Annotated in this window: 1 pseudogene; it reads left to right on the forward strand. The window is 77.9% G+C overall.

The features are described 5' to 3' along the window. Nucleotides 1-93: 93 nt before the first annotated feature. Nucleotides 94-23,097: pseudogene (locus KPL59_RS22660) on the forward strand (type I polyketide synthase); the annotation flags it as partial. Nucleotides 23,098-23,137 lie beyond the last annotated feature (40 nt).

The raw sequence follows: 23,137 nt of genomic DNA on the forward strand, positions 1-23,137 counted from the left end.
ATCTTGGTCGATTGCTGTCCTACCGGGAGGCTCACCCAGCTGCACCACCGCCCTCATCAGGCCCCTGAGCAGCGGATTCACGATGAAAAAGGCTCCCTGGTCTTCGACCACCCCACACCGCGGGTGCTGGCCGGGCACGTCACCACCGAGCTCGCCGGTGCCGCGGCCACCGCGGACACCCCGACGCCGGCGACCACCGCGGCCCGGACCGCGGACGACCCGATCGTCGTCGTCGGCATGGGCTGCCGGTACCCGGGCGGCGTCGGCGGCCCGGACGAGCTGTGGCGGCTGGTCGACGAGGGCCGCGACGCGGTGTCCGGACTGCCGGTCGACCGCGGCTGGGACCTCGACGCGCTCTACCACCCCGACCCCGACCACCCCGGCACGTCCTACACCCGTTCCGGCGGGTTCCTGCACGACGCCGGCGAGTTCGACGCCGCGTTCTTCGGCATGAGCCCGCGCGAGGCGCTCGCCACCGACGCCCAGCAGCGGCTGCTCCTCGAGGCCTCCTGGGAGGCCGTCGAGCACGCCGGCATCGACCCCGGCACCCTGCGCGGCACCCGGACCGGGGTGTTCGCCGGGGTCATGTACAGCGACTACGGCGCGGGCACGGCCCCGTCCGAGGGGATGCAGGGCAGCGGCACCTCGCCGAGCATCGTCTCCGGCCGCGTCGCCTACACCCTCGGGCTGGAGGGCCCGGCCGTCACCCTCGACACCGCCTGCTCGTCGTCGCTGGTCGCGATGCACTGGGCGATGCAGGCACTGCGGGCGGGGGAGTGCTCGCTCGCACTGGCCGGCGGCGTCACCGTCATGTCCACCCCCGTCGCGCTGATCGAGTTCTCCCGGCAGCGCGGGCTCGCACCGGACGGACGGTCCAAGGCGTTCTCCGACGCCGCCGACGGCGTCAGCTGGGCGGAGGGCGTCGGCGTCGTCGTCCTGGAGCGGCTGTCCGACGCCCGCCGCAACGGGCACGAGGTGCTCGCCGTGGTCCGGGGCAGCGCGGTCAACTCCGACGGCGCCTCGAACGGCCTGATGGCGCCGAACGGCCCGGCGCAGCAGCGCGTCATCCGGCAGGCCCTGCGTTCGGCCGGGCTGACCACCGCCGACGTCGACGTGGTCGAGGCCCACGGCACCGGCACGGTGCTCGGTGACCCGATCGAGGCCCAGGCGCTGCTCGCCACCTACGGGCAGGACCGGGACACCCCGCTGCTGCTCGGCTCGGTGAAGTCGAACCTGGGGCACACACAGGCCGCGGCCGGTGTCGCCGGAGTGATCAAGATGGTGCAGGCGATGCGGCACGGCAGGGTGCCGCGCACCCTGCACGTCGGGACGCCGTCGCGGCACGTCGACTGGGAGTCCGGCGCCGTCGACCTGGTCACCGAGCCCACGGACTGGCCGGAGGCCGGCCGCCTCCGCCGGGCCGCGGTGTCCTCCTTCGGGATCAGCGGCACCAACGCCCACATCGTGCTGGAGCAGGCGCCGCCGGCCCCCGCCGTGGCGCCCACCGTGATCGACCCCGGCACCGGCGCCGTGGCGCTGCACGTGTCCGGGCGCACCGAGGGCGCCGTCCGCGACCAGGCCGCACGGCTGCGCGCCCGGCTGGAGCAGCAGCCCGGCGCCGACCTCGCCGACGTCGCGTTCTCGCTGGCCACCACCCGGTCGGCGTTCGAGCACCGGGCCGCGGTCGTCGCCGACGACCGGGACGGGGTGCTGCGCGGGCTCGCAGCACTCGCCGCGGGCGAGCCGGACCCCGGCGTCCTCACCGGACGGGCCGCGGCCGCAGGACCGGTCGCCGTGCTGTTCGGCGGACAGGGCAGCCAACGCGCCGGCGCCGGGGCGCGGCTGCGTGAGCGGTTCCCCGCGTTCGCCACCGCCCTCGACGAGGTCGTCGCCGCCCTCGACCCGCACCTGGACCGCCCGCTGTACGAGGTGCTGCACGCCGCCGAGGGCAGCGCCGAGGCCGAGCTGCTCGGACGGACCCGCTACGCCCAGCCCGCGCTGTTCGCCGTCGAGGTCGCCCTCTACCGCCTGCTCACCTCCTGGGGCGTGCGCCCGGCGCGGGTCGGCGGGCACTCGGTCGGCGAGATCGCCGCCGCGCACGTCGCCGGGGTCCTCGACCTCGCCGACGCCGCCGCGCTCGTCGCCGCCCGCGGCCGCCTGATGGACGCCCTGCCCGACGGCGGGGCCATGATCGCCGTCGAGACCACGGAGGAGCAGGCACGCGCCGCGCTCACCGACGGCGTCGCGGTCGCGGCGGTCAACGGGCCGACCTCGGTCGTGCTCTCCGGTGCCGCCGACGCCACCGAGCGGGTCGCCGCCACGTTCGCCGCGCAGGGCCGCCGCACCACCCGGCTCGACGTCAGCCACGCCTTCCACTCGCCCCTGATGGAGCCCGTCCTCGACGGGTTCCGCCGGGTCGTCGAGGGCCTGACGTTCGCCGAGCCCGCACTGGAGATGGTCTCCACCGTCACCGGGGCACCGGCCGTGGCGGGCGACCTGGCCTCGCCGGACTACTGGGTCGCCCACGTCCGCTCCACCGTGCGGTTCGCCGACGCGGTCGCGGCGTTGCGCGACGCCGGCACCGGCGCCGTCGTCGAGGTGGGACCGGACACCGTGCTCGCTCCCGCCGTCCGGGCGGTGCTCGGCGACGCGGCCACCGTCACCGGGGTCCTGCGCGCCGGCCGCGAGGAGGACCTCTGCGCGCTGGCCGCGCTGGCCCGGCTGCACGTCGACGGCGTCGCCACCGAGCCGGCCGCGCCGTACCCGGGAGCCCGACGGGTCGCACTGCCCACCTACGCCTTCCAGCACACCCACTTCTGGCCGGTCGCCGACCTCGGCCCGGCACGGGGCACCACTGCGGGCGGGGCGGCGGACGGGGCACTGTGGGACGCCGTCGACCGCGGCGACGCCGAGGACCTCGGCGCCCTGCTGCGGCTGCCCGCCGGCGACCGCGCCGCGCTCGACGCGGTGCTCCCCGCCCTGTCGTCGTGGCGCTCGGGCAGCCGTCGGCGCACACAGCTCGACGGCTGGCGCTACCGGGTCACCTGGAGCCCGGTGCGGGTCACCGACAGCCCGGTGCTCGACGGCGACTGGCTGCTGCTCGCCCCGGCCGCCGGCGCGCCGGACCCCGGCGTGCTCGACCCGTCCGCCCTGCGCGACGCGATGAGCGTGCACGGCGCCCGGGTCCACCTCGTCGAGGTCGACGCCTCCTGCACCGACCACGCCGTGCTCGCCGAGCGGGTCGGCGCCGCACCGTCGGGCCGCTGGACCGGCGCGGTGTCGCTGCTCGCCGCCGACGGGTCGGCGCACCCGCTGCTCTCGGGCGGGCTCGCACTCACCGTCGCCGCCGTCCGCGCGGTCGACGCACCGCTGTGGGCGATCACCCGCGGGGCCGTCGGCACCGGCGGCGGTGACCTGGCCCGGTCGCCGCACCAGGCGGCCGTCGCCGGGTTCGGCCGCGCCGTCGCCCTGGAACTGCCGCACCGCTGGGGCGGCACCGTCGACCTGCCCGCAGGCGGCGACCCGACCGAGGTGCCGGCGGGAGTGCTGTCGGCACTGTCCGGGCTGGGGGAGGACCAGCTCGCCGTCCGCGACACCGGTCTGCTCGCCCGTCGGCTGGCGCGGCGCCCCGGACGTCCGCTGCCCGAGCAGTACCGGGTGCACGGCACCGTCCTGGTCACCGGTGGCACCGGTGGCCTGGGTGCCGCCATCGCCGGGCGGCTCGCCGACCTCGGTGCCGGGCGGCTGGTGCTCACCGGGCGCCGCGGTCCCGACGCCCCCGGCGCCGAGGAGCTGCGCGCCGACCTGGAGGCCCGCGGGGCCGAGGTCCGCTTCGCCGCCTGCGACGCGGCCGACCGCGACGCGCTCGCCACCGTCCTGGACTCCGCGGGCGACGACGAGCTGCCGCTCACCGGGGTCGTGCACGCCGCCGGTCTCGGCCAGCGCACGGCACTGGCCGAGACCTCCGACGACGAGCTCGCCGCCGTCCTGGCCGCCAAGGCCACCGGCGCCGAGCTGCTCGACGAGCTGCTCGGTGACCGCGATCTCGACCTGTTCCTGCTGGTCGGCTCGATCGCCGGAGTGTGGGGCAGCGGCGGGCAGACGGCCTACGCGGCCGCCAACGCACACCTCGACGCCCTCGCCGAGTCCCGCCGGGCCCGCGGCCTGACCGCCACCTCGGTGGCGTGGGGACCGTGGGGCGAGATCGGGATGGCCGCCGAGCACACCGCCGACGACCTCACCCGACGCGGACTGGCCCTGCTCGCGCCGGACGCGGCCCTCGACGAGCTCGTCCGGGCGCTGGCCGACGGGGACACCACCGTCACGGTCGCCGACGTCGACTGGGCCCGCTACCTGCCCGTGTTCACCTCGGTGCGCCCCAGCCCGCTGCTCGCCGACCTCGCCGAGCGGACGACACCGGTGGCGGCCGCCCCGGCCGGTGCCGGTGCCGGCGAGCTGCGCGGCCTGGCCCCCGCCGAGCGCCGCCGCAGGATCGTCACGCTGGTCCGCGCCGCCGCCGCGTCGGTGCTCGGACACGACTCCCCGGAGGGCATCGACCTCGACCTGCCGTTCCGCGACCTCGGTGTCGACTCGCTGACCGCGGTCGAGCTGCGCCGCGCGGTGGGCGACGCCACCGGTCTCGAGCTGCCCGCCACCCTGGTCTTCGACCACCCCACCCCGGCCGTGCTCGCCGCGTTCCTGGACGGGGAGCTCGGCGGGGCGACCGACCCCGCGGTCGACGGCCCCCCGCACACCCCCGTCCACGCCGCGGGCCCGGCCGACGAGCCGATCGCGATCGTCGGGATGAGCTGCCGGTTCCCCGGCGGCGCCGGCACCCCCGAGGAGTTCTGGGCCCTGCTCGACGACGGCGTCGACGCCATCACCGAGTTCCCGGCCGACCGCGGGTGGGACGTGGCCGCCCTGCTCGACGCCGACCCGGACGCCCCCGGCGCGACCTACTCGCTGGCCGGGGGATTCCTGCCGGAGGCGGGCGACTTCGATCCCGGATTCTTCGGGATCAGCCCGCGCGAGGCGCTCGGGATGGACCCGCAGCAGCGGCTGCTGCTGCAGACGACCTGGGAGTCGATCGAGCGGGCCGGGATCGACCCGGCCGGGTTGCGCGGCACCCGTACCGGCGCCTTCGTCGGTGCCAGCTACGCCGAGTACGGCGGCAGCGAGGAGGGCTCGGAGGGCTACCAGGTCACCGGCACCCTGCCCAGCGTGCTGTCCGGACGGCTGTCCTACGTGCTCGGGCTGGAGGGCCCGGCGGTCACGGTGGACACGGCCTGCTCGTCGTCGCTGGTCGCGCTGCACCTGGCCGTGGCATCACTGCGGTCGGGCGAGTCCGACCTCGCGGTCGCCGCCGGTGTCACGGTCATGCCGAACCCGAAGCCGCTGATCGCGTTCAGCAGGCAGCGCGCGCTGGCCCGCGACGGCCGGTGCAAGGCGTTCTCCGACGACGCCGACGGCATGACCGTGTCCGAGGGCGTCGGCGTCGTGCTGGTCGAACGGCTCTCCGACGCCCGCCGCCACGGCCACGAGGTGCTCGCGGTCGTCCGTGGCTCCGCGGTCAACCAGGACGGTGCCTCCAACGGGCTCACCGCCCCGAACGGGCCGTCGCAGCAGCGGGTCATCCGGGCCGCGCTGGCCGCGGCCGGGCTCGCCGCCGACGAGATCGACGCGGTCGACGCGCACGGCACCGGCACCGCGCTCGGCGACCCGGTGGAGGCCCAGGCGCTGCTCGCCACCTACGGCCGCGACCGCGACGCGGAGCGGCCGCTCTGGCTGGGCTCGGTGAAGTCCAACATCGGGCACACCCAGTCCGCGGCGGGCGTCGCGAGCGTGCTGAAGATGGTGCTCGCGCTGCGGGCCGGCCTGCTGCCGCGCACCCTGCACGCCGGCACGCCCTCGTCGCACATCGACTGGGACGCCGGTGCCGTGGAGCTGCTCACCACGGCGCGGCCCTGGCCGCGTGGCGAGCGCCCCCGCCGCTGCGCGGTCTCGGCGTTCGGCATCAGCGGCACCAACGCGCACCTGGTCCTGGAGGAGGCTCCCGAGGAGCCGGCCACCGAGCCCACCGCGACCGTGCCCACCGCGACCGGGCCCACGGCGACCGAGCCGCCGGCCACCGACGGCCCCGTCGTCGCCTGGCCCCTCTCGGCGCGGACCGCGGAGGCGCTCGCCGACCAGACGGCGCGGCTGCGTGCCCACCTCGATGCCGTCCCCGCGGCCGCAGCGGACGTCGCGTTCTCGCTGGCCACCACACGAACGGCCTTCGAGCACCGCGCCGTGGTGGTCGGTCGCGACACCGCCGCGATGGCCGCGGCCCTGGCGGACCCGGCGGCCGCGGACGTCGTGACCGGGGTCGCGGACCTGGCGGGTCCGGTCGCGTTCGTCTTCCCCGGCCAGGGTGCCCAGTGGGCCGGCATGGGGGCCCGGCTGGCCGAACAGTCCCCGGTCTTCGCCGAGCGCCTCGCCGAGTGCGCGGCCGCGCTGGCCCCGCACGTCGACTGGTCGCTGCTCGACGTGCTCCGCGAGGTCGACGGCGCCCCGACCCTGGACCGGGTCGACGTCGTGCAGCCCGCGTCCTGGGCGGCGATGGTCTCGCTGGCGGCCCTCTGGCGCTCCCTCGGCGTCGAGCCGGACGCGGTCGTCGGACACTCCCAGGGCGAGATCGCCGCGGCGTGCGTGGCCGGGGCGCTGAGCCTGGCCGACGGCGCCGCGGTCGTCGCCCGGCGCAGCCTCGCGATCGCGAGGCGGCTGTCCGGCCGCGGCGGCATCGCCTCGATCGCGCTGCCCGCCGAGCAGGTCTCGGCCCGGATCGAGCCGTGGGGTGAGCGGCTCTCGCTGGCCGCGGTGAACGGGCCCGGCGCGGTCGCGGTGTCCGGTGACTCCGCCGCCCTCGACGAGCTCCTCGAGGCCCTCGCGTCGGACGGCGTCCGGGTCCGCCGGATCGCCGTGGACTACGCCTCGCACTCGGCGCACGTCGAGGACATCCGGTCCGAGCTCGCCGACGAGCTGGCCGGGATCACACCGCTCGCACCGCAGGTGCCCTTCCTGTCCACCGTCACCGGCGAGTGGGTCACCGGTGCCGAGCTCGACTCCGGCTACTGGTACCGCAACCTGCGCGGCACGGTCCGGCTGGAGGAGGCCGTCCGGACCCTGCTCACCGCCGGCCACCGGGCCCTGGTGGAGGTCGGTGCGCATCCCGTCCTCGTCGCCGGGCTGGAGGACACCGTCGCCGCCGCGGGCGCACGCGCCGTGGTCACCGGCACGCTCCGGCGCGACGACGGCGGGCTGGACCGGCTCTACACCTCCGCCGCGGCGCTCGCCGTGCGCGGTGTGCCGGTCGACTGGGGTCGCTGTGCCGCCACGGGCCGCCGCATCGGGCTGCCCACCTACCCGTTCCAGAACGCGCGGTACTGGAGCGACCCGGTGCTCCCGCCCCGCCCGGGCGGGGAGGACGGGGCCCCCGACGACACGTTCTGGGACGCCGTCGAGGCCGCCGACCTGCCGGCCCTCACCGCCGACCTCGGCGTCGACGAGGCCGTGCTCGCACCGGTCCTGCCCGCTCTGGGGGAGTGGCGGCGCAGGCGCCGGGACCGTTCCACCACCGACTCCTGGCGCTACCGCACCACCTGGACCCCGCTCGGGCGGCTCCCGCTCGCGGCGCTGCACGGCACCTGGGTGCTGGTCGAACCGGACCCGACGTCGGAGCTCGCCGACCCCGGGCACGCCGACGCCGTCGCCGACGCGCTGCGCGGGCACGGCGCCACGGTGCACCGCATCGCCCTCGACGCGGCCTGCGCCGACCGGGGGGTGCTCGCCGGCCGGCTGGCCGGCCTGTCCGCCCAGGACCCCGCCCAGGACGGCACCCGGGACGGCACCGCCACCGACGGCACCGGCGTCCGGGGTGTGGTGTCGCTGCTCGGCGACGTCGACGCCCCCACCCCCGGCCACCCCGCGCTGCCGCTCGGCGCGGCCTGGACCCTCGCGCTCGTCCAGGCGCTGACCGACCCCGACCGGGACGGCGGCCCGCTCACGGCCCCGGTCTGGTCCCTCACCCGGGGCGCGGTCGGCACCGGCCCGGCCGACCCGCCCTCGCACCCGGTCCGGGCGATCGCGACCGGGATCGGCTGGACCGCGGCCCTGGAGCACCCGCGCAGCTGGGGCGGCACGGTCGACCTGCCTCCGGAGCTCGACCGCCGCGCCGCCCAGCGGCTGGTCTCGGTCCTGGCCGGGGGCACCGGCGAGGACCAGCTCGCGATCCGCGCGTCCGGGGCGCTGGCCCGCCGGATCGAGCGCGCCGCCGCCCGCGACGACCGGCCGCGCCCGTGGTCGTTCGACGGCACCACCGTGATCACCGGCGGCACCGGCACGCTCGGCCCGCACGTCGCCCGGTGGGCGGCACACCAGGGCGCCGAGCACCTGGTGCTGCTCAGCAGGCGCGGACCCGATGCCCCCGGTGCCGCCGAGCTCGCCGCGGACCTGACCGGGCTGGGCGCCGACGTCGAGATCCGGTCCTGCGACATCACCGACCTCGACGCGCTCTCCGCCGTCCTCGACGACCTGGCCGCGGCCGGGCGCACCGTGCACACCGTGCTGCACACCGCCGCGGTCATCGAGCTCGGCAGCATCGCCGAGACCGATCCCGCACAGGTGGAGCGGGTGCTGCACGCCAAGGTCACCGGCGCGGCGAACCTGGACCGGCTGCTCGGCGACGACGTCGCCGAGCTGGTCCTGTTCTCCTCGATCTCCGGTGCCTGGGGCAGCGGCCACCACGCCGCCTACGTGGGGGCCAACGCCTACCTGTCCGCGCTCGCCCGCCACCGCCGGGCCCGCGGCCTGGCCGCGACGGCGCTGTCCTGGGGCATCTGGTCCGACGACCTCGGACTCGGCCGGATCGACCCCGAGCAGATCACCGGCAGCGGCCTGGTGTTCATGGACGCCCGCCTGTCGCTGGACGCGATGCAGCGGGCCGTCGAGACCGGCGAGGCCGATCTGACGCTGGCCGACATCGACTGGCGCCGCTACCACCCGGTGTTCACCGCGGCGCGGCCGACGACGCTGTTCGACGAGGTCCCCGAGGTCGCCGCGCTGGCCGCCGCCGACCCCGCCGCGGGCGGCGACGCCGGGCTGGCCCGCAGGCTGCGCGAGCTCACCCCCGCCGACCGCGACCGCGCCCTACTGGACCTGGTCCGGACCACCGCCGCCGCCGTGCTCGGCCTCGGCGGACCGGACGAGCTCGCCGAGGGCCGGGCGTTCCGCGACGTCGGGTTCGACTCGCTCACCGCCGTCGACCTGCGCAACCGGCTCGTCGCCGCCACCGGACTCACCCTGCCGACCACGATGGTGTTCGACCACCCGGACCCGGTCGCGCTGGCCCGCTTCCTCGACGGCGAGCTCGGCGGCGGCACCGGGGCCGCCGGGCCCGTCGTGCCGCGCCCCGCGGCGCGCGCCGACCTGGCCGACGACCCGATCGTCGTCGTCGGGATGGGGTGCCGCTATCCGGGCGGGGTCACCTCGCCCGACGACCTCTGGCAGCTCATGGTGGACGGCGGCGACGCCATCGACACCTTCCCCGCCGACCGTGGCTGGGACGCCGCGGCCCTGTTCGACGACGACCCCGACGCCGCGGGCAGCACCTACTCGGTGCGGGGCGGGTTCCTCTCCGGGGTCGCCGACTTCGACGCCGCGTTCTTCGGGATCTCCCCGCGCGAGGCACTCGCGATGGACCCGCAGCAGCGCCTGGTCCTGGAGACCGTGTGGGAGACCGTCGAACGCGCCGGGATCGACCCGTCCAGCCTGCGCGGGACCCGGGTCGGCACCTTCGTCGGGGCCAGCTACCAGGACTACGACAACGTCCGCGCCGGTGCCTCCGGCGGCGACCCGTCCGACGGCGCCGAGGGCCACCTCGTCACCGGCACGCTGTCGTCGATCCTGTCCGGGCGGGTGAGCTACCTGCTCGGCCTGGAGGGCCCGGCGGTCACCCTGGACACGGCCTGCTCCTCCTCGCTGGTGGCGCTGCACCTGGCCTGCCGCTCGCTGCGCGACGGCGAGTCCACGATGGCCCTCGCGGGCGGTGTCAGCGTGCTGGCCACCCCCGGCGCGTTCGTCGGGTTCAGCAGGCAGCGCGCACTCGCCGCCGACGGCCGCTGCAAGGCCTACTCCGACGACGCCGACGGCATGACCCTCGCCGAGGGGGTCGGCATGCTGCTGCTGACCCGCCGTTCGGAGGCGGAACGCCACGGGCACCCGATCCTCGCGGTGGTCCGCGGCAGCGCGATCAACCAGGACGGCGCTTCCAACGGGCTCACCGCCCCCAGCGGTCCCGCGCAGCAGCGGGTGATCACCGCCGCGCTGGGCGAGGCGGGTCTGACCCCCGCCGACGTCGACGTCGTGGAGGGGCACGGCACCGGAACGGCGCTCGGCGACCCGATCGAGATGCGGGCCCTGCAGAGCACCTACGGCGAGCGCGCCGGGCGGGCCCCGCTGGTGCTCGGCTCGGTGAAGTCCAACATCGGCCACACCCAGATGGCCTCCGGCGTCGCCGGCGTGATCAAGATGGTGCTGGCGATGCAGCACGGCATCGTGCCGCCGACCCTGCACGCGGCCACTCCGACCACCCACGTCGACTGGTCGTCCGGGACGATCACGCTGCCGCAGCGGCCCCAGGAGTGGCCGGAGACCACCGGCCCGCGCCGTGCCGCGGTCTCGTCGTTCGGGCTGTCCGGCACCAACGCGCACACCGTGCTGGAGCAGGGACCGGGCCTGCTCGCCGCCACCCCGCTCGGCGGTACCGAGACCGGCGCCCCCGAGATCGACGGACCCGAGGCCGACGGGCGCGAGGTCCCGCTGGTGCTCTCGGCCCGCGACGCCGGTGCGCTGCGCGCCCAGGCCGCCGCGCTCCTGGAGCTGCTCGGCGACGAGCCGTCGGTCCGACCGGCCGACCTCGCCCACTCGGTCGCCACGACCCGCACGTCGTTCGAGCACCGGGCCGCGGTCGTCGCGGCCGACACCGGCGAGCTCACCCGTGCACTCGGCGCGCTGCGCGACGACCGGCCCGACCCCGCGCTGGTCCGCCCCGGGCCCGGTGGCCGCGGACGGACGGCGTTCCTGTTCAGCGGCCAGGGCAGCCAGCGGGCGGGCGCCGGCGCCGGGCTCTACCGGCACTTCCCGGTGTTCGCCGAGGCCCTCGACGAGGTGCTGGCACACCTGGACACGCTGCTCGACGCCCCGGTCCGTCCGCTGCTGCTCGACGAGACACCGGCCGCCGCCGAGCGGATCGACCGGACCGGCGCCGCCCAGCCCGCGCTGTTCGCCCTGCAGGTCGCCCTCTACCGGCTGGCGGTGTCCTGGGGGCTGCGCCCGGACGTGCTCGTCGGTCACTCGGTCGGCGAGATCGCCGCAGCGCACTGCGCCGGCGCGCTGACCCTGCCCGACGCCTGCCGCCTGGTCGCCGCCCGCGCCGGCCTGATGGAAGCCCTGCCCGACGGCGGCGCGATGGTCGCCGTCGAGGCCACCGAGGAGGAGGTCACCGAGCTGCTCACCGCCGGGGTCGGCGTCGCCGCCGTCAACGGGCCGCGGTCGCTGGTGCTCTCCGGTGAGGCCGACGAGGTCCGCGCGGTGGCCGAGGCACTGGCCGCGCGGGGGCGCCGCACCACCGCGCTGCGGGTGAGCCATGCCTTCCACTCGCCGCGGATGGACGGCATGCTCGAGGCGTTCCGCGCCGTCGCCGCCGGGATCCCGGCCGTCGCACCCGAGATCGCGGTCGTGTCCACCCTGACCGGCGCCCCGCTGACCGCCGCGGAGCCGCTCACCGCCGAGTACTGGGTGCGTCAGGTCCGCGAGCCGGTCCGGTTCGCCGCGGCGGTGACCCGGGCGCATGCCGACGGCGCCCGCAGCTTCGTCGAGCTCGGCCCGGACGGTGTGCTGTGCGCCGCCGCCCGCGCCTGCCCCGGCCCGGACGGCGACGACTCCGTCCTGGTCCCGCTGCTGCGCCGGGACCGCACGGAGACCGCGAGCGTCGCCGTCGCGCTCGCCACCCTCGCCGTGCACGGCACCGCGACGGACCCCGCCGCGGTGTTCGACGGCACCGGTGCGCGCACGGTCGCCCTGCCGACCTACCCGTTCCGGCGCACCCGGTTCTGGCCGGAGGCCGCCCCCGCGACCGCCGACACCGGTGCCACGGCCGACCCGGCCGACGCCGCGTTCTGGGACGCCGTCGAGCGCGGCGACACCGACGCCGTCGCCGCCGCGCTCGACCTCGAGCCCGCCGCGGTCGCCGATCTCGTCCCGGCGCTGGCCGCCCGCCGCCACGACATCCGCGAGCGCGCCGACGTCGACCGCTGCCGCTACACCGTCACCTGGAAGCCGGTCGGACCCGTGCCGGACGCGTCCCCGGCGGGCGGGGACTGGCTGGTGCTGCCGCACGACGACGGCACCTGGACCGCCGCCGTGCTCGACGCGCTCGGCGCCCCCGCCACGGCGGTACCGGGCGGCCCCCGCATCCTGGCCGACCGCGCCGCACTCGCCGAGGCGGTCGCCGGGGTGGTCACCGGGGACACGGACACACCACCCCGGGGTGTCCTCCTGCTGCTCGGCGACACCGGCCCCGACACCGGCGCCACCGCCGCCGACCTGACCGCCCGGGTGGCGGCGGCGGTCGGGGCGCTCGGTGACGCCGGCGTCGACGCGCCGCTGTGGTGCCTGACCCGGGGCGCCGTCGCGATCGGCCGCTCGGAGACGGTCGCCGCCCCGGTCGGGGCGGTCGCCTGGGGCGTCGGCCGGGTCGCCGCGATGGAGGTCTCGCAGCGGTGGGGCGGCCTCGTCGACCTCCCGGCGGGCACCGACACGGCGGCACTGCGCCGGCTGCCCGCCGTGCTCGCCGCCGGTGGTGACGAGGACCAGGTCGCCGTGCGCGCGTCCGGGGTGTACGCCCGCCGTCTGGTGCGCGACACCGGCCGTGGCGCCCTCGGCTCGGCGGGCGGGTCCGTCGACCTGTCCGGCGGGACCGCGCTGGTCACCGGCGGTACCGGTGGCGTCGGAGGGCACGTGGCCCGCTGGCTCGCCGCCCGCGGGGCCGCGCACGTGCTGCTCCTCGGCCGTCGCGGCGCGGACGCGCCCGGTGCCGCCGAGCTGGTCGCCGCGCTCCGCGAGGCCGGTACCGGCGCCGACGCCGTCGCCTGCGACGTCACCGACCGCGAGGCGCTGGCCGCCGTCCTCGACGCCGTGCCCGCCGACCGCCCGCTGCGCGCTGTCGTGCACGCCGCCGGCGTCGTCGACGACGCCGTGCTCGACACCGTGAGCACCGGCTCGGTCGACGCGGTCCTCGGGCCGAAGGTCACCGGGGCCCGCAACCTGCACGAGCTCACCGTCGACCGCGGCCTCGACCTGCGGGCCTTCGTGCTGTTCACCTCGACCGCCGGCGTCGTGGGTGCCCCGGGGCAGGGCGTCTACGCCGGTGCCAACGCCTACCTCGACGCACTCGCCGAGCACCGTCGCGCCGCCGGTCTCCCCGCGACCGCACTCGCCTGGGGACCGTGGGCCGGCGCCGGCATGGCCGACCGGGGCGTGGTCGCCGACCGGGTGCGCCGCGGCGGTCTGGTCCCGCTGGCACCGGAACGCGCGGTCGCCGCGCTCGACCGGGCGCTCGACCGCGGCGACACCGCGACCGTGCTGGCCGACATCGACTGGGACCGGTTCCTGCCGGCCTTCACCGCGCTGCGCCCGCTGCCGCTGCTCTCGGACCTGGCCGAGGCCCGGGCCCGCACCACGGGTGCCCCCGCACCGGACGTGCGGCCCCGGCCGGGGGACCGGGCCGCGCTCGCCGCCCTGGTCCGCGGTGAGGCCGCCGCGGTGCTCGGGCACGCCGACGCCGCCGCCGTGGACGACGACCGCGCGTTCCGCGACCTCGGGTTCGACTCGCTGACCACCCTGGAGCTGCGCAACCGGCTCGCCGCCGCGACCGGGCTCACCCTGCCCGCGTCGCTGGTGTTCGACTTCCCGACCCCGCGTGAGCTCACCGCGTTCCTGCTCGCCGAGCTGGGCGGGCCGGAGGCCTCCGACGGCGTGGTCCCGGCCGGGCCCGTCACCGCCGCGGCCGACGACGACCCGATCGCCGTCGTCGGCCTCGGCTGCCGCTTCCCCGGCGGGATCGCCTCGCCGGAGGACCTGTGGACGCTGCTGGAGAACGGCGGCGACGCCATCACCGGGTTCCCCACCGACCGCGGCTGGGACCTGGACGCGCTGGCCGGACACACCGCGACCACCCGCGCCGGGTTCCTGACCGGGGTCGCCGACTTCGACGCCGCGTTCTTCGGGATCTCCCCGCGCGAGGCGCTGGCGATGGACCCGCAGCAGCGCCTGGTGCTGGAGACCGCGTGGACCGCGCTGGAGCGGGCCGGCATCGACCCGTCCACGCTGCGCGGCACCGGCACCGGTGTGTTCGTCGGCACCAACGGCCAGGACTACGGGGAGGTGCTGCGCCGCGCCGGCGACGCCGAGGTGCTCGGCCACGCCGCGACCGGCACCACCGCGTCGGTGCTGTCCGGCCGGCTGGCCTACGTGCTCGGCACCGAGGGACCGGCCGTCACCGTCGACACCGCCTGCTCGTCGTCGCTGGTCGCGCTGCACTGGGCGACCCGGGCGCTGCGTTCCGGCGAGGTCGGGCTCGCACTCGCCGGCGGCGTCTCGGTCATGTCCACACCGGATGCCTTCGTGGAGTTCAGCGCGCAGGGCGGGCTGGCCCCGGACGGGCGCTGCAAGGCCTTCGCCGACGGCGCCGACGGCACCGGCTGGTCCGAGGGTGCCGGGATGCTGGTGCTGGAGCGGCTCTCCGACGCCCGCCGCAACGGACACACCGTGTGGGGCCTGGTCCGCGGCTCCGCGGTGAACTCCGACGGCGCCTCCAACGGGCTCACCGCCCCCAACGGGCCGTCGCAGCAGCGGGCCATCGCCGCCGCGCTGGCCGACGCCGGGCTCGCCCCGGCCGAGGTCGACGCCGTCGAGGCGCACGGCACCGGCACCGTGCTCGGCGACCCGATCGAGGCCCGCGCACTGTCCGGCACCTTCGCGGGGCGGCGCGACCACCCGCTGCTGATCGGCTCGGTGAAGTCCAACCTGGGCCACACCCAGGCCGCGGCCGGGATGGCCGGTGTGATCAAGATGGTGCTGGCGATGCGGCACGGCGTCCTCCCGCGGACCCTGCACGCCGCCACCCCGTCCCCGCACGTGGACTGGGCGGGCGGGCCGCTGGAGCTGGTGCAGGACACCACCGCGTGGCCGGAGACCGGTCGCCCGCGGCGGGCCGGGGTCTCGGCCTTCGGGTTGTCCGGCACCAACGCGCACGTCGTGCTGGAGGCGGGCCCCGACCCGGTGCCCGCCCCGGCTCCGCCGGCCGGTGCCGTGCCGTGGCCGGTGTCGGCCGCCGCCGCCGACGCCCTCGACGAGCAGCTCGCCGCCCTCCCGCCGGCACCCGCCGACGACGCCGGACGGGCCGCCGTCGCCCGCACCCTGGTGCACGGCCGCGCCACGCTCGCACACCGCGCGGTGCTCCTCGCCGGGACCGACGGGACCGACGGGACCGTCGAGGAGCTCGCCCGCGGCGTCGCCCGCGGCAGCGGTGGCACCGCGTTCCTGTTCACCGGCCAGGGCAGCCAGCGGCCGGGCATGGGCGCCGCGCTGTACGACCGGTTCCCGGTCTTCGCCGCCGCGTTCGACGAGGTCTGCGCCCACCTCGACGTCCACCTCGACCGTCCGCTCGGCGACGTCGTCCGGTCCGGGGACGCCGCCACGCTGCAGCGCACCGGATGGGCGCAGCCCGCGCTGTTCGCGGTCGAGGTCGCCCTGCACCGGCTGCTCGGGTCGTTCGGGATCCACCCGGACCGGGTCGCCGGCCACTCGATCGGCGAGATCACCGCCGCGCACGTCGCCGGGGTGCTGACCCTCGAGCACGCGGCCGCGCTGGTCGCGGCCCGCGCCCGCCTGATGGACGCCCTGCCCGAGCAGGGCGCCATGGTCGCCGTCGCCGCCTCGGAGGACGAGGTGGCCCCGCACCTGGACGACACCCCCGGCCGGGTCGTCGCGCTCGCCGCGGTCAACGGCCGGGACTCGGTGGTGCTGGCCGGGGACACCGACGCCGTCACCGCGGCCGCCGCCGGGTTCCGGCACCGTGTCCTGACCGTCTCGCACGCGTTCCACTCCCCGCTCATGGACCCGGTCCTCGACGAGTTCCGGGCCGTCGTGGCGGGCCTGGAGCTCGCGCCGCCGCTCATCCCGGTCGAGGCGGCGGGTGACGTCACCGACCCCGAGTACTGGGTGTCCCACGTCCGCGACACCGTCCGCTTCGCCGACGCGGTCACCGCGCTGCGCGCCGCGGGTACGACGACGTTCGTCGAGGTCGGCCCGGACGCCGCGCTCGCCGCGGTCGCCGACGACGTCACCGTCGTGCCGGTGCAGCGCCGCGACCGCGACGAGGAGCACACCCTCGCGGTCGCGCTGGCCCGGCTGCACACCGCGGGCACCGACGTCGACTGGAGCGGCTGGCCGCTGGGCGAGGGCCCCGGCGCCGACCTGCCGACCTACCCGTTCCGCCGGACGCGGTACTGGCCGGCGACGATCGCCGCCGGCGCGGCACCCGGTGCCGCGGACCCGGCCGAGACCGAGCTGTGGTCGGCCGTCGAACGGTCCGACCGGGACCGAGTGGCCGAGGAGCTGGGCCTCGACGGCGACACCGTCGACGCCGTCCTGCCCGCGCTGGGCTCGTGGCGACGCCGCCGCCGGACCCGTGACGCCGCCGCCGCGACCCGCTACCGGGTCGAGTGGCCGGTCGTGGACGTCCCGACGGCACCCACCGGGCCGGAGACGGTGCCCGCCGGTGCCGACCCCGACACCCTCGCCGCCGCACGACGGGTCCTCCTCGACCTCGGCGCGGCGGACGCCCCGGACCCCGCCGCGCTGCTCGCCGCGCTGGACGAGGCCGGCTCCCGGGCCGCGCTCTGGGTGCTGACCCGCGGCGCCGTCGCCCTGGACGGTGAGCAGGGCGACCCCGACCAGGCCGACCGCTGGGCCCGGACGGCGGTCGCCGCCCGGGAGCACCCGGACCGCACCGTGGTGCGGGTCGACCTCCCCGCCGGGAGCGCCGGGACCGCCGGGGCCGCCGGGAGTGCCGAAAGCGCCGGGAGTGCCGGGAGCACCGACCCGAGCACCGCGGTGGACCTGCCGCGCACGGCGGGCCCCGGCGAGCTCGCGGTCCGCGACGGCCGGGTGCACGCCCGGCGCCTGGTCCGCGTCCCGGGCGGTGCGCCCGGCGGGTCCACCGGGTGGGTCACCGGCGCGACCGTCCTCGCCGACGGGACCGACCCCCGGGTGCTGACGGCGCTGGCCGCCGCCGGTGCGCGGGCACTGCTGCTCACCGACGCGCCCGGCACCGGGTTCGACCCCGCCGGGACCGAGGTGACCGTCCTCGGCCACAGCGACGGTGTGCCCGCGGAGGTCACCGCCGTCGTGCACGGCGGGGGACCGGACGCCCGCTGGACCCCCGCCGAGCTCGACGCGCTCGTCGCGGACCACGAGCTGACCGCGTTCGTGATGCTGGGCTCGGTCGCCGGCACCTGGCACGTCCGCGGCCGGGCCGACGAGGCCGCCGCCGGGGCCCGCGCCGCCGGGCTGGCCCGCGCCCGCCGGGCGCGCGACCTGCCCGCCACCGCCGTCGCGTTCGGGCCGTGGACGGGCTCGTCGACGGCCGACGTGGCCGCGCACCTGCGGCTGCACGGGCTGCCCGAGCTGGAGCCGGACACCGCGCTCGCCGCGCTGGCGGCCGCCGTCGCCGGCGGCGGACCGGAGGAGGTCGTCGCCGACGTGGCCTGGGAGCTGCTCGCGCCGACCCTGGCCCAGGGCGGACCGGACGGGCTGCTGGCCCTGCTGCCCGAGGCCGCGCCCGCCGACCGGCCGGGCGCCGGCGACGACGGTGCGCTGCGGGCGCGCCTCGCCGAGCTCCCCGAGGGCGCCCGGGCCGCGGAGCTGACCGAGATGGTGTGCGCCGTCGCCGCCCGCGTGCTGGGCCACGACGACCCGGCCGCGGTCGACCGTGACGTCCCGTTCCGGGACCTGGGCGTCGACTCGCTCACCGCCGTCGACCTGCGGGACCGGCTCGGCGCAGCGACCGGGCTGGCACTGCCCGCGTCGCTCGTGTTCGACCACCCGACCCCGGCCGAGCTGGCGCGGCACCTGCTCGCGGAGCTCGGCGGTGCGACCGTCGCCGCCGCGGCGGCGCCCGCACCGGCCGCCGCGGCGGCGGGGGAGCCGATCGCGATCGTCGGCATGGCCTGCCGGTACCCGGGCGGGGTCACCTCGCCGGAGGACCTGTGGGAGCTCGTGCGCGACGGCGTCGACGCGACCGGCGACATGCCCACCGACCGCGGCTGGGACCTGGACGGTCTCGCCAGTGTCACCCGCCGCGGCGGGTTCCTGCACGACGTCGCCGGGTTCGACGCGGACTTCTTCTCCGTCTCCCCGCGCGAGGCCGTGGTGATGGACCCGCAGCAGCGGATCGTGCTCGAGACCTGCTGGGAGGCCCTGGAACGGGCCGGCATCGACCCGTCGGTGCTGCGCGGCTCCGACACCGGCGTGTTCATCGGCGGCGGCAGCGGCGAGTACCGCGTCTCCGCCGACACCTACGGCCAGGAGTGGCAGACCGCGCAGTCGGCGAGCCTGCTGTCCGGGCGGGTCGCCTACACCCTGGGCCTGCAGGGTCCGACGGTGTCGGTGGACACCGCCTGCTCGTCGTCGCTGGTCTCGCTGCACCTCGCGGCACAGGCCCTGCGGACCGGCGAGTGCACCGCGGCGCTGGCCGGTGGTGTCACCGTGATGTCGACCCCGGTCGGGTTCGTCGAGTTCAGCACCCAGGGCGCGTTGTCCCCGGACGGGCGCTGCAAGCCCTTCGCCGAGGAGGCCGACGGCACCGCCTGGGCCGAGGGCGCCGGTGTGCTGGTGCTCGAGCGGCTGTCGGACGCACGCCGGCTCGGGCACCGTGTGCTCGGCCTCGTCCGCGGCTCGGCGATCAACTCCGACGGCGCCTCGAACGGGCTCACCGCCCCCAGCGGACCCGCCCAGCAGCGCGTGATCACCCGCGCGCTGGCCGCGGCCGGGCTCGCCGCGCACGAGGTCGACGTCGTGGAGACCCACGGCACCGGCACCCGGCTCGGCGACCCGATCGAGGCCCAGGCGCTGCTGGCCACCTACGGCCGCGAGCGCGAGCATCCCCTGCTGCTCGGCGCGGTGAAATCCCACCTGGGCCACACCCAGGCGGCCTCCGGCGTCGCCGGGGTGATCGCGACGGTCATGGCGATGCAGCACGGCACCGTGCCCGGCTCGCTGCACGCGGACACCCCGACCTCGCGGGTGGACTGGTCCTCCGGCGCGGTCCGGCTGGTGCCCGCTCCGCAGGCATGGCCGGAGACCGGCCGCCCCCGCCGGGCCGCGGTCTCCTCGTTCGGCGCCAGCGGCACCAACGCCCACGTCGTGCTGGAACAGGCCGAGCCACAGCCTCCCGCACCCGCCCCGGAGGCGCCGGTGGCCCGCACCCTGCTCCCGGTGCCGGTCTCGGCCCGCACACCCGCGGCGCTGCGGGCCCGCGCGTCCGCGCTGCGCGCCGTCGCCGCCCACGACGGCGCCGTCCCGGCCGACATCGCGTTCTCCGCCGCGACCGGGCGGGCCGCGTTCGAGCACCGCGCGGTGGTGCTCGCCGCCGACCGCGGGGCACTGCTCGCCGGCCTCGACGCGCTGGCCACCGGGTCCCCGGCCCGGCACCTCGTGTCCGGCGAGGTCACCCGCACCGGCCGGCTCGCGATGGTCTTCCCCGGCCAGGGCGCGCTGCGCCCCGGCGCCGGACGCGAGCTGCACGCCCGGTTCGAGGTCTTCGCCGACGCGTTCGACGCGGTCCTCGACCGGATGCCCGACGGCGTCCGCGACGCCCTCTGGGGCGACGACCCGGACGCGCTCGCCGAGACCGGCGTCGCCCAGCCCGCGCTGTTCGCGGTCGGGGTGGCGCTGTACCGGCTGGTCGAGTCCTGGGGGGTCATCCCGGACCTGCTGGCCGGGCACTCGGTCGGCGAGCTCGTCGCCGCCCACGTGGCCGGCGTGCTCGACCTCGACGACGCCTGCACCCTGGTCTCGGCCCGGGCGCGGCTCATGCAGGCACTGCCCCGCGGCGGCACGATGGTCGCGGTCCGCGCCGGCGAGGACGAGGTGCGCGCGCACCTCACCGGTGACCCGGCGGACACCGTCGCGGTCGCCGCGGTCAACGGTCCGGAGTCGGTCGTGCTGGCCGGCCCCCGGGAGGCGGTCCTCGCCGTCGCCGGCCGCTGGCGGCACCGCGAGCTGGTCGTGTCCCACGCGTTCCACTCGGCGCTGATGGACCCGGTGCTCGAGGAGTTCGGCGCCGTCGCCGCGTCGCTGACCTGGAACCGGCCCCGCATCCCGGTCGTCACCGCCGACGGCACCGGGACCGGGCCGGTGCACACCCCCGCCCACTGGGTGGCCCACGTCCGCGACACCGTCCGGTTCGCCGACGCCGCCGCGACCCTCGCCGCGCGCGGTGCCCGCACCGTGCTCGAGCTCGGGCCGGACGCGTCGCTGTCGTCGCTGATCGGCGAGCTCGGCACCGGCGCGGCCACCGACCCGGTCGCGGTCCCGGCGCTGCGCCGCGACCACGACGAGGAGGAATCCCTGCTCGGCGCGCTCGCCCGGCTGCACGTGCGCGGCGCCGCCGTCGACTGGGCCGGTGTCTTCGCCGGGGTCCCGGCCCGGCGCGTCGACCTGCCCACCTACCCGTTCCAGCGCGAGCGCTACTGGAGCACCACCGCGGCGACCCCGGCATCGGCCGCCCGGCCCGGCCCGGACGACGGCGCCGGGGACGAGCTGTGGGACCTGCTCTCCGGCGACCACGCCACGGACGAGCTCGACGTCGACGCCGACGCCCTCGCCGAGGTCCTGCCCGGCCTGCTGGGCTGGCGGGAACGCCGCCGGGAGGCCGACGCGCTCGACGCGGTCCGGCACCGGATCGGCTGGCGGCCGGTGACCGGCCGCGACCCGGTCCCCGGCGGGCCCTGGCTCGTCGTCGGGGACCCCGCGGGCCCGGACGCCGGGATGGTCGCGGACCTGGCCGCGGCCACCGGGATCGAGCCGGTGTGGACCTCGGTCACCGCGGACGCGGACCGCACCGAGGTGGCCCGGCTGGTCGCCGCGACCGGAGCCGCGACCGAGGCCGCGACCCTGCACGGTGTCCTCGCCCTGCCCGGCCCGGCCGACCCGCACGGTGGGCCGGCCGCGGCCGCCCGGGTCACGACGCTGCTGCAGGGGCTGGGCGACGCCGGGGTCACCGCACCGCTGTGGGTGCTGACCCGCGGCGCGGTCTCGGTCGCCGCCGACGACCCGGTCGGGGACGACCTCGGTGCCGCCGCCGTCTGGGGCCTGGGCCGGGTCGCGGCCATGGAGTACCCGGACCGGTGGGGCGGCCTGGTCGACCTCGGGCCCGCCACCGACGCCCGGACCGTGCGCGGCCTCGCCGCCGCGCTCACCGGCCGGGACGGCGAGGACCAGCTCGCGGTCCGCCCGCACGGCCTGTACGGGCGGCGGCTGCTGCCCGCACCCGCGCCGCGTCCCGCCACGACGTGGGAGCCGCGGGGGACCGTGCTGGTCACCGGCGGGACCGGCGCACTGGGTGGGCACGTGGCCCGCGACCTGGCCCGGGCCGGTGCCCGCCGGCTGGTGCTGCTGAGCCGCCGCGGCCCGGACGCCCCGGGCGCCGCGGAGCTGACCGCGGAGCTGGCCGGGCTCGGCGCGCACGCCGAGGTCGTCGCCGGCGACGCGGCGGACCGCGACCGGCTGGCCGCGGTGCTCGCCGCGATCCCGGACGAGCACCCGCTCACCGGGGTCGTCCACGCCTCCGGTGTGCTCGACGACGGCGTCCTCGACCGGCTCACCCCCGACCGGTTCACCGAGGTGTTCCACGCCAAGGTCGCCCCGGCGCTGCTGCTCGACGAGCTCACCGGCGACCTGGACGCCTTCGTGCTGTTCTCCTCGGCGTCCTCGGCGGTCGGGAACCCCGGCCAGGCCAACTACGCCGCGGCCAACGCGGTGCTCGACGCGCTCGCCGCCCGCAGGCGGGCCCGCGGCGCCGCGGGCACCTCGATCGCCTGGGGTGCCTGGGCGGGCGGGGGCATGGCGCAGGGCGCCGACGCGACCGAGCACGCCCGCCGGGCCGGGCTCGGTGCGCTCGACCCCGGCCGGGCCTGCACCGTGCTGCGCCAGCTCGTCGCCGAGGGCGCCGACAACGCGGTCGTCGTCGCGGTGGAGGGGCCGGCGGCGCCCGGCCCCCGGGCCACGGCGCTGCTGCGGGACATGCCCGGCGCCGACACGGCCCCCGGGCGCGGCACGGGCCCGGGAGCCCCGCCGGTGGACGCGCTGCGCGAGCAGGTGCTGGCGCTGCCCGCGGCGGCCCGGCTCGACGCGGTGCTCCGGACGGTCCGCGAGATCGCGGCCGGCGTGCTCGGCCGCGACGACGCCGACGGGGTCGGCGCCGACCGGCCCTTCCGGGACCTCGGCTTCGACTCGCTGGCCACCGTCGAGATGCGCAACCGGCTCTCGGCGGCGACCGGCCTGACGCTGCCCGCGACGCTGGTGTTCGACCACCCGACACCGCAGGCACTCGCCGAGCACGTGCTCGCCGGACTGACCGGCGACACGTCCGGCACCGCGGTGCCGGGCGCCGACGGCGCGGCCGAGACGGCGGTGCGGGCCGCCCTCACCGGGCTCCCGCTGGAGCGGTTGCGCGACGCCGGGCTGCTCGACGCCCTGCTCGCGCTGGCCGCCGACGGCACGCCCGGTCACGTCGACCCCCGGGGCGACGGCGACGGCAACGGCCACCCCCGGGGCCACGGCAACGGCCATGGCAACGGCAGTGGCAACGGCGATGGCAACGGCCACACCCCGACCGGGGCCGACGGCTCCGGAACCGACCCCGAGATCGACTCGATGTCCGTGGACGACCTGGTACGGGCCGCACTCGACGACCTGTCCGACCCGTCGCAGAACTGATGGAGCTGACCTGATGAGCACCCCCTCGGAGAAGGTCGTC

Origin of the sequence: Pseudonocardia sp. ICBG1142 (genome assembly GCF_020496255.1) — a bacterium.
Lineage (GTDB): Bacteria > Actinomycetota > Actinomycetes > Mycobacteriales > Pseudonocardiaceae > Pseudonocardia.